We start from the raw sequence: 12,196 nt of genomic DNA, 5'->3' as shown, positions 1-12,196 counted from the left end.
AACAATTCCCGATCCCATGAAATACAATAGAGGGCGCAGACCCTGCGCCCCTACTTGTTTGGCGATAAAAAACTGGACTTGATAACATCAGGAAGTGCTGTAAATACAAAAATCCCCAACTTTGTGAATAAGCTGGGGAGATAAAAGACAATCAATAAGTAGGTTAGCATCGACAATTGTCGTTATGGGAAGGCAAAAAGCAAAAGACAATCATGCAAGAGTGAAGAAGCTTTGGGCGATTTTACTTTTCTTTACACACTTTAGTTTTATTGTGTTCACCTACTTAGTGGGTTTTTCAATGCATACAGGCTTGGGGATAAAAACTGTGCCTTATGATAGCAGGAGTGATGTGTTAATGTACAAAATCATCTGAGAAGGTGTTTTAAAAGTCATGATTGCTGTATCAAATATTTTACCCCTCCCTAACCATCCCCTTATAAAGGGGAGGGAACTGGATTTTTATTGTTTCCCCCCTTTGCAAGGGGGGGGGTAAAAATGTGATGGAAATTACGGGATACCACTTTTAAAACATTCTCTAAACGGTGGTTAGGAAATGTTTATTAATTTGAGAATATCTTGCTAAGAAGGTGGATAACCAGCAGCAATTAAAGCTTCTCTAATAACAGATTCTGAAGCTTGAGTTTCTACATTGACAAACTTGGTTTTAGTATCAGCTTCCACAATAGCATTAGCGTCAATGGTTATAACTGCCTTGGTTATATTACTAGCACAAGCAGAACAAGCCATTCCAGGAATAGTGAGTTTAATTGTCATAAGTAAAAAGGAGTGAAAACTCAATTAGAAGTCACAAAAATATGCGTCTTAACTGACTGCATTATGCTTGAAAAAATAGTATATCCTAAATTTTCTAAATTAATTAGTCAAGATAGAACAGTTACGTTGATTGTTTGTGCTAACAAAGCTAGTAGTCTGTCAACCCGAAAATGACAGGTGAAGGCAAGCAGGGGGAGAAGAGAGGCAGGGGGGCAGGGGAGGGAAGAACAGAAGTTTTTTCCGATCATTTACCCGTCAAAATAAATTTGACGAACTACTAGGGCGTTGCTAGTAGTCTGTCAACCCGAAAATGACGGGTGAAGGCAAGCAGGGGGAGAAGAGAGGCTTTGAACTTGTTCTTTGTATGATAAAAAAGTCCAGCTTCTAGCCGTTTTGAGTATAAAGTCAAGGTTGGAGAAATAGAGATTTTCAAGATAGGACAACTAATTTGTGAAGTTTTTAAACTCGGACAGTTATTTTGTCAAAACCCTTATATAGCAAGGGTTTAGGGCTTAATATATTTGTGGACATTAATTTTTCAAGTGGCCATTTAATCTGGCAAGCGACAACAACACTTATCTACAAAATCATTCGCTAAATCCAATAATTCCAGATCATCAATATTCAGATCAATATTACTTACTAATATATCTTTTACAGCTGATGTTTTGTCATTGTCTCGAGAAATTCTCAAACATTCTTCTAAATCTACTGCTAAATCAAACAAGGATGTGTCTCCTACATACTTTCTTATTTTGATGGCGACATCATCATCACTAACTAAAAAGTCTTTAATCCCATCAAATAAAGGATTAGATATTTCATCATCACCCCAAGTTTCTAGCCAATCACCTTCCACATCTTCTACATAAATATGAACAAAATTTAGTCCATAATTTAACCAATCTTGCTGCATACTCCGGGCTGCTGCTAACGCTTCCGTTAGGTTTTCGAGTTGAGCGCTATTATTAGTCTGTTGTTGGTTAACCATAAATGGTGTTTTCAGCGGATTAATGATGTTAGCTAGGACACAGATTTCGATTTCAATATTCGGGAATCAGGAAAAATTCACATACTTCCCTTCCGCAAGATGATCACTGTTATACAGTGCAACATTGACTAACTGATGGATAAAATCATTATCTTGGGGATTGTAACTCAAGAATAATCCTCTTTCTATTTCCCACAATTGCAGTGAATTTTGCCACTTTTGATACTTTGTGTTATGAAATTCTTCACTGACACTGGTAACTTGAATACAGAGTGGTTTATTTTGATGATTGCTAACAATCAGGTCTGTCGCCATGGAAAGGTCAGCTATATAACGCCGCCAAAAATCACCTTCCCGGTGAACAACATCCTGAGCTATATATTTAATGATATCACTATCAGCCTGATTAAACTCCCCCGCCATCATTTTTTTCTTCCAAATATAAAATTTGGTGTCTGTGGCATTAATCCATTTAGGGAACAGATAACCGTACCAATACCTTTCATTGGCGGTCATTTGCTCAAACTGTAATCTTTTGTCTTCCTCCGAAGGTAAAGATTTAATTGCTAACCAAACCCTAGAGTCCGTAATTACTTCTAATAAAAAAGCGACAACGATGGGTTTGGATATCAGCGAACCAAGCTTGATATGTTTAATCCAACGGTTGATATCTCTTAGTTTTGCCGTGAGATTCGGATCTATTTCAGCGGCTTGCTCGATTAATAAATTGAGTCTATCTTTAATTTCCTTGGCTTCCAAACTATACCCTGTTGTAAAATACTAACATGACATCTAAGGATTTATATCCTACTAAATCGGTAAATAAGGTTGTTAAAAACATTATAATTATTTTATCTTACGGCGTACTGAACAATTCAGCATTAGTTAATTGTCGTATTAGAGTAGGACTAGATTAGCATATCAGTAAATAATCTTTACACTTGAGGCAATTTTATGAAAATCTCAAGTTTTTTGGCACAACTTCGTTAAAAATAGTTTTCAGTGACAATATCGTTTACATCCATCACTATGTCTCAACCAACTATAGAATCCATTTTACAGGAAAAGCGGCTATTTCCGCCTACCAGTGATTTTTCAGAAAACGCCCAAATCAAAAGTTTAGCAGATTATCAGCGTCTTTATGATCAAGCTAAGGCTGATCCTCAGCAATTTTGGGCAGAATTAGCAGAAACTGAGTTAGATTGGTTTCAAAAATGGGATACCGTCCTAGATTGGCAACCACCTTTTGCTAAGTGGTTTGTCAACGGTAAGATTAATATTTCTTACAACTGTCTTGACAGACATCTCACTACTTGGCGGAAAAATAAGGCGGCGTTGATTTGGGAAGGTGAACCGGGAGATTCACGGACGCTGACTTATGCTCAATTGCATCGGGAAGTATGCCAGTTTGCGAATGTGTTGAAGCAGTTGGGGGCAAAAAAAGGCGATCGCATTGGTATTTATATGCCAATGATTCCCGAAGCTGCCATTGCCATGTTAGCCTGTGCGAGAATTGGCGCACCTCATAGCGTTATTTTTGGTGGTTTTAGTGCTGAAGCTTTGCGCGATCGCTTAAATGATGCCGAAGCTAAGTTAGTGATCACAGCCGATGGTGGTTGGCGCAAGGATGCGATTGTCCCCCTCAAAGAACAGGTAGACAAAGCTTTAGAAAATAATGCAGTTCCCAGCATTACAGATGTGCTAGTTGTCAAGCGCACAAATCAAACAACTCACATGACAGCAGGGCGTGACCATTGGTGGCACGATTTACAAAAAGGCGTTTCCGCTGATTGTCCCGCAGAACCAATGGACAGTGAAGATATGCTGTTTGTTCTCTACACTTCCGGTAGTACAGGCAAACCGAAGGGGGTAGTTCATACCACAGGTGGTTATAACTTATACAGCCATATCACCACCAAATGGATTTTTGATCTCCAAGATACAGATGTATATTGGTGTACTGCCGATGTCGGTTGGATTACTGGACACAGCTATATTGTTTATGGACCTCTTTCCAACGGTGCAACTACTCTCATGTATGAAGGTGCGCCCCGTGCTTCTAATCCTGGATGTTTCTGGGATGTAATTGAGAAATACGGCGTTAATATTTTTTATACCGCACCAACCGCAATTCGCGCCTTTATCAAAATGGGTGAACACCATCCTAACAAACGTAATCTTTCTTCCCTACGATTACTGGGAAGTGTGGGTGAACCCATTAACCCCGAAGCTTGGATGTGGTATCACAAAATCATTGGTGGTGAACGCTGTCCAATTGTGGATACTTGGTGGCAAACGGAGACAGGTGGGATTATGATTACACCTCTACCTGGGGCAATTGCCACTAAACCCGGTTCAGCTACCCTGCCTTTCCCCGGTATTATTGCGGATGTGGTAGATTTAGAAGGAAATACTGTCCCTGATAACGAAGGTGGTTATTTAGCAATTCGTCATCCTTGGCCGGGAATGATGCGGACTGTGTACGGTGATCCTGATCGCTTCCGCCGGACTTACTGGGAACATATTCCGCCCATTGATGGTAATTATACGTATTTTGCCGGCGATGGTGCCAGAAAGGATGAGGACGGCTATTTCTGGGTAATGGGGCGCGTGGATGATGTCCTGAATGTCTCTGGACACCGCTTAGGGACGATGGAAGTAGAATCTGCGCTGGTGTCTCATCCGGCGGTAGCTGAGGCTGCTGTGGTGGGTAAACCGGATGAATTGAAGGGTGAGGAAGTTGTGGCTTTTGTAACTTTGGAGGGAACTTATCAAGCCAGTGAGGAGTTGAGTAAGGAACTGAAGAAGCACGTTGTTAATGAGATTGGGGCGATCGCTCGTCCTGGTGAAATCAGGTTTACTGATGCTTTACCAAAGACCCGGTCTGGGAAGATTATGCGGCGGTTGTTGCGGAATCTGGTAGCGGGTCAGGAGGTGTCGGGCGATACTTCAACTTTGGAGGATCGCGGTGTTTTGGATAAGTTACGGGAAGAAAATTAAGTAACTGTGTAAAATCTGTATGGGGTGGGCAATTTTGCCCACCCTACAGTTATTGATGATAACTGGATAATTGAGGAATCAAACTGGTGGTTTTATTCACACCATCCCAAACTATCCAGTTGATATCATTAGCTAAATCATCAGCTTGATTGGTAACTTTAAAATAGAATTTGTCACCGTTTTTAAACTGCACTGCAAAGTCAGCATTTTGGGCAAAAACAACTATAAAACCTCTATCCCGTAAGCAATACATCGCCCAATTTTTTAAGGATTGTTTATGGGGTTCATGGGGAATTGGGGGGTTAGTAATTACGTCTGCAATGACTTTTAAAACTTTTTCCATATTTGGAGTTAATTAGGATTACAACGAATTCTAATCATAAACCCATTGGGGTCATAAAGGTACAGTTCTTCAGTAGCATGAGGTTTAAGTGGCACAGGCTTCTAGCCTGTGAACCTGCTAAAATCAACCTGTGAAAGTTTGAAAAATTAATTATATCAAATGATTAGTGTGAATTACTTTCAGAAGATAACAGGCAGGATGCCTGTTCCACAATTCAGAGTTAAATTATTTTAACTAAAATTCTTCCCATAAAAAAGGATAATCTTCAGGATTTTCCACTAAATTAACAAACACACCCACCACCACCATTGTTTTTGTTGATGCTCAGGTTGTTGCTAACTATCAAGACCTGCTCAAACAAGTTCGGCCCGATACAGAAATCTTGATCATCAACTCAGACCAAGACGGAATAGAGCAAATCACCAATACTCTTAAGGAGCGACAAAATATTACTAGTGTGCAAATTATCTCTCACGGTAGTGAGGGACAAATTCAGATGGGAACAACTCGGCTAAACCGCGACAGTATCCAAGCCTATCGTGAGCAATTACAACAATGGCGTAAGGCATTAACAGCAGAAGCAGATATTTTACTGTTTGGCTGTAGTGTCGGTTTTGGTCAGGGTCAGGAGTTTTTAAGGGATTTAAGTATATTCACAGGAACAGATGTTGCCGCCTCCGTAGATATTACAGGTAATGCACTGTTAGGCGGAGATTGGGATTTAGAATTTGCCACTGGAAATATTGAATCTGGGATTGCTATTTCCTCGGAAGGACAACAAGCTTATGCAGGCATTTTGCCTCAGAAGACAGAGGCAAGAATGCCGAATTTAAACTTATTTTTGACCGACAAAGACGAAAGGAGTTTACCTTAAAACTGAATTTAGATCCTGTTACTGACAAAAATGCTTCAGATCCTAATAAATACGTCAAAACAACTGGAACAAACACTATACGTAGTAATCATATTAATACCACTAAAGGTGCAGATTATCTCTTTTATTGGCGTTATGCAGACCATAGCAAGAAAGAATACTTTACTGGAAACGAAATTACTGTTCAGGCTAATACTGGGCAAAGTGATAAAGCCATTATTATTGGTGTAGAACCTATTGATGATGATGTTGCAGAAAATACCGAATCTGTCACTGTTCGGCTGGTACAACCGACAAACGGGAGTGGTACTGAGAACAATCAGTTTTATCAGGTAGATACTCAAAAACAGTCTGCGACAGTCTCTATAGAAGATAATGAACCCACTTTAGAACTGGTAACAGTTAGAAACGCTAAAGAATATGGGGCATTGTTATCCGACCAAGAAGATGCTTACTCCATTGGTTATATTGAATTAAAATCAGATAAATCCATTCTCAACTCTTTGGGACTGTGGGTAAAATACACTATTACAGCTGGAGAAAATGTAATTCAAGGAGTTGATTATCTCAATTCCCAATATCGCAAAGTTTCCTTTAAACCCGATACCCAACAAAATGGGATTATCATCCCCCAAATTGAAGAGTTAAAGATTCCCGGTAATACAGTAGTTGACCAAAATAAAATTAGAATTTACTTTATGGCATTACCAGATGCCATTAAAGAAAACGCGGAAAATTTAAGAATAGACATTCAACCCTATTATTTTGATCTGGATGTCACTAATAATAAAGATATTTCCAATTTCCGGTTAAAACAAAATGGTCAGATTGTTAACAACATTACTGCCGATATCACTATAGAAGATAGTGGTCTTTATCAATCGCAAGTATTCATTGTTGACCAAAATGACCAATTAGTTAACATTGAACAAATAGTTGAAGTGAGCATGGATCTCTGGTCTCCTTATAAAAGTTTAGTAGAAGAATTAATGCCAAATGCAAATATAACTGCTGATAGATTTCACGTAATGAAACAAGTAAATGATGAATTAGATGCTATGCGTAAATCTGAAAAAAGAGCCGCCACGTCTTTAGATAATAAATCAGAGCGAGACCGAATATTAGCAGGATTAAATAAAAGCGGCTCTACCGGACTTAGTATGCTAAACTGGAGGGAACAGGGAACTCTTAACTGGGAACAGGAAGAATGTCAGATGTTAGTTTCTTCAAAGGGTTGAACTTACCTGTCACCAATCCCAGCATTACCATTATTAATCCCAAACCAGGTACAGGACTCAAGACACAGTATCTATTAAAGAGCGATCGCTTACCCAAAGAAGAATTAGCAAAGTGGGCAAAAGAAAAAGCTACAGAATTACTGCCCGCAGATGTAGCAAAAATTATCGGTAGCTTGAGTGCGATGCAGATAAACTACCTATTACCGATTTAAAAAATTGGTTAATTACCAAAGCCGGAAATTCCCTACCACGGTGTTGATAACCTCAATGATTTTACTTTCCTCAGTGGCATCTTAGATTTCCAAGGCAAGAATCTGGCACTGATCCAAAATAATGGGGCAACTTACTCATTCTTCCCGAACCTGAGTGAAATTATTCAGATTGTTGATGCACCTCAAGCCAATCCTCGACGTAGAATTTTCTCAAGAACCAATTTCTTTGGTATTGCCAGAAAATGAATCAGAATGGGCTGATGTGGTGCGTTGGGTGACTTATGCCACCATTCAAGCAGAAGAATTTGGTATTACTTCCGAAAACATTGACCAAATTATTGCCGAGAATACTGATACTGATACCAAGAATGATGCTTCACCGGCGATTCGTCGCTTCTTAGGTTTGCAAGATGAACTAGGAAAAGCATTAGGTATCCGCAATGATTTTGTGGTGCAAATTATCAAGCAAGTTGGTAACTATGGGGAAATTTATGACCGTCATTTCTCCAACTTAGAGCGCGATCTCAATCTCCTGTGGACAGACGATGGCTTAATGTATTCTCCACCCTTCTCCGGTGTCACCCAAGATATCCAATTAATTAATAATGATCAACACAATCTGCTTGCAAAGATTCAACAGCGCGGAGTTCTCAAATTTGGTATCCCAGAAAGCTCTACATTCCCAGGTTTTGTTGAGAAGAACAATGATGGTACTTACCAAGGTTTTGATATTGACTTAGGTCGAGCGATCGCAGTAGCAGTATTTGGCGATGCCAGCAAGATTGAATTTGTGTCTCAGCAATTTAACGATGGTTTTGCTAATACTGCTAATGGTAAAGTCGATGTTTCTGCTGGTGCATATACCCAAAACCTGATGCGTGATGCCAAATTGGGTGTTGACTACAGTCCCATTTATCTCTACACCGAACAGGGACTTTTGACACGATTAGATAGTGGTATTACTGCTTTACCTCTGCTCAACGGTCGCACAATTGGTGTAGTTGCAGGAACTACAGCCTTACAAAACCTAGAAGATGCCCTCAAGGTCTTTGATGTCAAGATCAATCCCGTCATTTATAGCAGCAGCAGTGAGATGTATGCTGCTTACGACAGCAAACAAGTGGATGGTGCTTTAGGTAATACGGGCGTACCTGTTTACTTTGCTTTCTTGGGCGCTAATCCCGACAAGAAAGATCATGTTCTTTCTTTGGGTGATAATATGTGGGGCTTTGAAGATTTACCTAATGGTGGTGATTTGGATTTCAATGATATTGTTGTTCACGCTAAGTTCTCTGTAATAGGCTAGACTGTGCCAAAACGGGAGAATCGTACGCTGAGGAAATTGTAAAAAAGCTAAAAGTATTGCCATGCTGAACTTTTAGCCTTTGCTGAAAACCAATTTTTCAAAAAATTGATGAATATGGTTAGCATATACCAGTTTTGGAATATTAAGAGCAATACCTCATCTCAATTGAGATTTTTCTTAATGCTTCCGCCATTTTTTGTCCATTAGATTTAGTTGCGGTGGTTGATGTTTGTTCTAAAAAAGTAACCTGCACTTGAAATGAACCATCTAAGTTCATTTCGGGAGCTTTATCAATCCATTCAATAGAATTGTTTTTCAAAATAGCGTTAAATGTTTTTAACATGATTTTGTTCACCTATTAATAATTGACATTCAGGTGAAATATACTAACAATTCCTTAATCTTCAAAAATTCCTCATAAGGTAATATAGCAAATTGGTTTTGACCATTTTTAGTTAAAAAATCAGGATGTAATTTTATCATTTTTGCACCTCTTCATATTCATAAGATTTTCTCCATTAATCATCTGCTAAAGTTTCCAACTCATCAGAAATCAAATTTTGCCAATCTTCATCACAATGGGAATGCAAATGAATAGAAGCTACCAGCAATTCTGAGAGAATTTTATCTTTTTGGCGATAGCTGCGCTCGCCGGAGGCATCGCTCAATTCAGAAAGTTGTAATTGGTTAACCAAAGAAATCACATTTTGGCATTCTTCTTGTAATTCTATTAGTAACTGATTAAGCGTTGAGTTTTCACTGCTAATTTTTTGTTTTGCGAGTGTCATTAGTTTTTACCCAATCTTTTCACAACAAGTTTGATAAATTTGCATCAAAACTTGATCAATTTTCTCTGTTATTTCTTCGTTTTCAAATCTCAATAAACGCAAACCTCTAGCTGATAAAATTTTATCTCTTTCTAGATCATATTCTATTTGTTGTTCATGAATTTTTCCATCTACTTCTATGACTAAACTAGCAGCATGACAATAAAAATCTACTATAAAACCATCTATAACTTGTTGTCGGCGAAAATGTAAACCATGCAAGCGGTTGGCGCGAAGATGTTCCCAAAGAATTTTTTCTGCTGGTGTCATTTGGCGACGCATTTCTTTGGCGCGTTCGAGTTTTACGGGTTCTATTTTTTGTCCAATGACTATGTTACGAAGTCCGTCTTTTTTCGGTGGTTGGTTGTTCATTTGTGGGGTGTGCTTTTATATTGTGTTTGACCTCTCCCCCAGCCCCTCTCCTGCGAGGAGAGGGGAGCAAGATTTCTCCCTCTTCCCTTGCAGGGAAGGGGGTTGGGGGGTTAGGTGGGTTTGGGATGTTGGAGGAATGCGATCGCTTTCTCAACGCATAACCAAAAAGCGATCACATCCTGGTTTATAAAAACTATCCTTCATATTTTTGTTTTTGTCTTTCTTCCTCTTCTTCAGGATTATTTAGAAAATCAATCAGTTCTTCAATAACTATTAAATTCATTTCGTGTTCATTTGTATAACGATTATACATGATATGTGTTACACCATGATAAGGGCGAAGATAAATATTATCCTTATCTAAACATGAAGCAATATAATAATTGTTTTTCCACTTATTTCCTGTTTCCCATACTACTAACATATCAATATCATTAGAATTTTTTTCTCCATGCTTTAAGTCTTCAATTAATCCATCAATTGAAAATTTATATTCTAAAACTTTTGGTGAATAAGAACAAAAAGGAAAACCGAACTTCTTATACTGAATTATGATTTCGTCCTTGAAAAGCCCAAGTGGATTCTTTTTTTCATCATATATATATATTTCTGAAGGCTCTATTTTGTGTTGAAATAAACAATCATAGATGAAAATCTGATCGGTTGACATAATCTCAATTCCGCAAATTACTTTTGCTCCAAGTAACTGATTAAACAAAGCAACTACTTCTTGTTCTCTTGCTGGTTTACATATAATCGGAATATTATAGATTGATAAATTTAGAGGGTTTTTTTCTGCATATTTTTTATATCTATCCTTCCATCTATCAACTAATTCTGGGCTTTGGCGATTGTCTTTTTGTCCAGTAGGACTTTTTGAAAATTGGCGGTATTGAGAATAATCAATAACAAGTATTTTAGCGATTTCTTGAGCAAAATCTTCTAACTCTTTTGAAAAAGATTTACGACCTATATCAACTTCACAATTATCAAAATGAATTACAATATATGTCCTGTCGGCATTTACAGATTTGTAATCTATAGGACGTATTTCTCCTTGTGGCATATTATCGGCTGCTAGTTGAATGCCACTTTTAAACATTTTTGCTGTACTTCTTATGTTTAAACCATTATTTAATTGCTCCCAAAAAGTTTCAGAATAAGAATAGCAACAGTAAATGTAAGGTTCGTATTGCCTACAAATATCTAACAGTGAATTTTTCAATTCATCATCTTTTAAGTATGATAAGTCTGTATTCTCGATTAATTGTATTAATATCTTAGAGTCATGAAAATCATAAATTATATCTAAATCTTTTAATTTACTAGGATAAAGCTTTAAATCTTTGAAATCTTTATATTTTCTATGCAAACTATCTTTTTTCTCTTTTATATGAGATAATCGAGTATTTTTTATTTGAAGAGGTAAATCATGAATCCATAAATATTCTATACCTTTTTTTTGATGATGATTATTCTGTCCATCTTTATCAATTACTTCAACAAATACTTCGATATTATCTTTTTTCTTAATAGCACCTAACCCAGTTTTTAGACGCAAAATATTTAGCCAAGTCTCAGCATCTTTTACCTGTAGCCAACTCAAATCACGAGGGAAAGTTTCTTTATCACACTTAATACAAATAGAAACTCCCTTATCAATACTATTAAAATTAGTATCTTGAGGATCATGATCAATAATCATCTTAGGAAATTGCTTTATATTGGGATCATCAACCCATTTTTTTGCATTTTCCATTCTAGCAATTATTTTAAAATCAGAAGTTTTACTACATATTTGAACATAATTAAAACTATAGGCTAAATATGTTGCACCTACCCCTTTATGACCTCTATATCCTTTATCTTTTAAAGTTACATTAGGCTGTAAAAAAGTTTTAAAGTTTTTTTCATCTAATCCAATTCCATTATCAGTTACCATTAAACAATTATTTTTTAAATCAATTGTCACCCAAATAGAAGGTTTATACTTTCCATCCTCTAATTTAATTCTTGCCTCAATAGAATCTAGTGCATTTTGAATAGCTTCACAAAAAGGATCATACCAACCATTATAAGAGGTTAAAAGATTATGTATTAATTTTTTAACTGCTATGGAGTTTAAACTAGAGTCATTATTTTCTAGAGGGTTAAATGGAGCAAGTTGTGACATAAATACAATACCTTAATATTTAAAGAACGGTTAAAATTCAACTTTGATATGTTAATGGCTTGAAGCTCAAAGTTACTTATCTAAAA

General features: G+C 37.3%; 12 protein-coding genes and 1 pseudogene. 5 read left to right on the top strand and 8 right to left on the bottom strand.

Going from position 1 to position 12,196, the window contains the following annotated elements; genetic code table 11:
• Window positions 1–579: 579 nt before the first annotated feature.
• The 3 genes from AA650_RS04030 to AA650_RS04020 all read right to left on the bottom strand — a co-directional run bounded on the left by AA650_RS04030 (window position 580) and on the right by AA650_RS04020 (window position 2,524).
• Entirely contained in the window at window positions 580–774 is a 195-nt protein-coding gene (locus tag AA650_RS04030; RefSeq protein ID WP_053538056.1) for a heavy-metal-associated domain-containing protein, read from the bottom strand.
• A gap of 550 nt (window positions 775–1,324) precedes the next feature.
• Window positions 1,325–1,765: a hypothetical protein gene (locus AA650_RS04025; RefSeq protein WP_053538055.1), complete on the bottom strand. Its 441-nt coding sequence runs from the start codon at window positions 1,763–1,765 to the stop codon at window positions 1,325–1,327.
• 66 nt (window positions 1,766–1,831) lie between these two features.
• Entirely contained in the window at window positions 1,832–2,524 is a 693-nt protein-coding gene (locus tag AA650_RS04020; RefSeq protein WP_027402615.1) for a hypothetical protein, read from the bottom strand.
• Between the two features lie 270 nt (window positions 2,525–2,794).
• Here AA650_RS04020 and acs point away from each other — a divergent pair, with 270 nt between their 5' ends.
• A complete protein-coding gene (gene acs, locus AA650_RS04015) occupies window positions 2,795–4,765 on the top strand; it encodes an acetate--CoA ligase (RefSeq protein WP_053538054.1) in 1,971 nt (656 codons plus the stop codon).
• 49 nt (window positions 4,766–4,814) lie between these two features.
• On the opposite strand, the gene AA650_RS04010 is transcribed toward acs, so the two are convergent.
• Window positions 4,815–5,108, bottom strand: a complete 294-nt coding sequence (locus AA650_RS04010) for a hypothetical protein (RefSeq protein ID WP_039202529.1) — start codon at window positions 5,106–5,108, stop codon at window positions 4,815–4,817.
• A 307-nt stretch (window positions 5,109–5,415) separates the two neighbouring features.
• Between AA650_RS04010 and AA650_RS04005 the strand changes: the two genes are divergently transcribed.
• From AA650_RS04005 to AA650_RS03985, 4 genes and pseudogenes are all read left to right on the top strand, one after another.
• A complete protein-coding gene (locus AA650_RS04005; protein ID WP_081424136.1) occupies window positions 5,416–5,982 on the top strand; it encodes a DUF4347 domain-containing protein in 567 nt (188 codons plus the stop codon).
• Between the two features lie 929 nt (window positions 5,983–6,911).
• Window positions 6,912–7,124, top strand: a pseudogene (locus AA650_RS27560) (transposase); the annotation flags it as partial.
• Between the two features lie 65 nt (window positions 7,125–7,189).
• The gene (locus AA650_RS03990) at window positions 7,190–7,432 is read left to right on the top strand and encodes a hypothetical protein (protein WP_053538050.1); all 243 of its coding nucleotides are present in this window, start codon (window positions 7,190–7,192) and stop codon (window positions 7,430–7,432) included.
• A 154-nt stretch (window positions 7,433–7,586) separates the two neighbouring features.
• A complete protein-coding gene (locus AA650_RS03985) occupies window positions 7,587–8,738 on the top strand; it encodes a transporter substrate-binding domain-containing protein (RefSeq protein WP_199924372.1) in 1,152 nt (383 codons plus the stop codon).
• A 142-nt stretch (window positions 8,739–8,880) separates the two neighbouring features.
• On the opposite strand, the gene AA650_RS03980 is transcribed toward AA650_RS03985, so the two are convergent.
• The 4 genes from AA650_RS03980 to AA650_RS03965 all read right to left on the bottom strand — a co-directional run bounded on the left by AA650_RS03980 (window position 8,881) and on the right by AA650_RS03965 (window position 12,110).
• Entirely contained in the window at window positions 8,881–9,081 is a 201-nt protein-coding gene (locus AA650_RS03980; RefSeq protein WP_053538048.1) for a hypothetical protein, read from the bottom strand.
• A gap of 175 nt (window positions 9,082–9,256) precedes the next feature.
• Window positions 9,257–9,526 carry a hypothetical protein gene (locus AA650_RS03975; RefSeq protein WP_053538047.1) on the bottom strand — a complete coding sequence of 90 codons (270 nt, stop codon included), beginning with the start codon at window positions 9,524–9,526 and terminating at the stop codon, window positions 9,257–9,259.
• A gap of 6 nt (window positions 9,527–9,532) precedes the next feature.
• On the bottom strand, window positions 9,533–9,937 hold the full coding sequence (locus tag AA650_RS03970; RefSeq protein ID WP_053538046.1) for an endonuclease domain-containing protein: 405 nt from the start codon (window positions 9,935–9,937) through the stop codon (window positions 9,533–9,535).
• 193 nt (window positions 9,938–10,130) lie between these two features.
• Window positions 10,131–12,110, bottom strand: coding sequence for an ATP-binding protein (locus AA650_RS03965; protein WP_053538045.1), 1,980 nt, complete (start codon window positions 12,108–12,110; stop codon window positions 10,131–10,133).
• Between the last annotated feature and the right edge of the window lie 86 nt (window positions 12,111–12,196).

Origin of the sequence: Anabaena sp. WA102, assembly GCF_001277295.1 — a bacterium.
GTDB lineage: Bacteria > Cyanobacteriota > Cyanobacteriia > Cyanobacteriales > Nostocaceae > Dolichospermum > Dolichospermum heterosporum.
Note: the sequence above shows the minus strand (reverse complement) of the source record. Positions and strands in the feature narration are given on the sequence as shown.

Excerpts from the sequence above, each read along its gene's own strand:
- AA650_RS04025 (WP_053538055.1), bottom strand. The coding sequence starts at position 1,765 with ATGGTTAACCAACAACAGACTAATAATAGCGCTCAACTCGAAAACCTA.
- AA650_RS03990 (WP_053538050.1), top strand. The coding sequence starts at position 7,190 with ATGTCAGATGTTAGTTTCTTCAAAGGGTTGAACTTACCTGTCACCAAT.
- AA650_RS03965 (WP_053538045.1), bottom strand. The coding sequence starts at position 12,110 with ATGTCACAACTTGCTCCATTTAACCCTCTAGAAAATAATGACTCTAGT.
- AA650_RS03980 (WP_053538048.1), bottom strand. The coding sequence starts at position 9,081 with ATGTTAAAAACATTTAACGCTATTTTGAAAAACAATTCTATTGAATGG.
- acs (WP_053538054.1), top strand. The coding sequence starts at position 2,795 with ATGTCTCAACCAACTATAGAATCCATTTTACAGGAAAAGCGGCTATTT.
- AA650_RS04030 (WP_053538056.1), bottom strand. The coding sequence starts at position 774 with ATGACAATTAAACTCACTATTCCTGGAATGGCTTGTTCTGCTTGTGCT.
- AA650_RS03970 (WP_053538046.1), bottom strand. The coding sequence starts at position 9,937 with ATGAACAACCAACCACCGAAAAAAGACGGACTTCGTAACATAGTCATT.
- AA650_RS04010 (WP_039202529.1), bottom strand. The coding sequence starts at position 5,108 with ATGGAAAAAGTTTTAAAAGTCATTGCAGACGTAATTACTAACCCCCCA.
- AA650_RS03975 (WP_053538047.1), bottom strand. The coding sequence starts at position 9,526 with ATGACACTCGCAAAACAAAAAATTAGCAGTGAAAACTCAACGCTTAAT.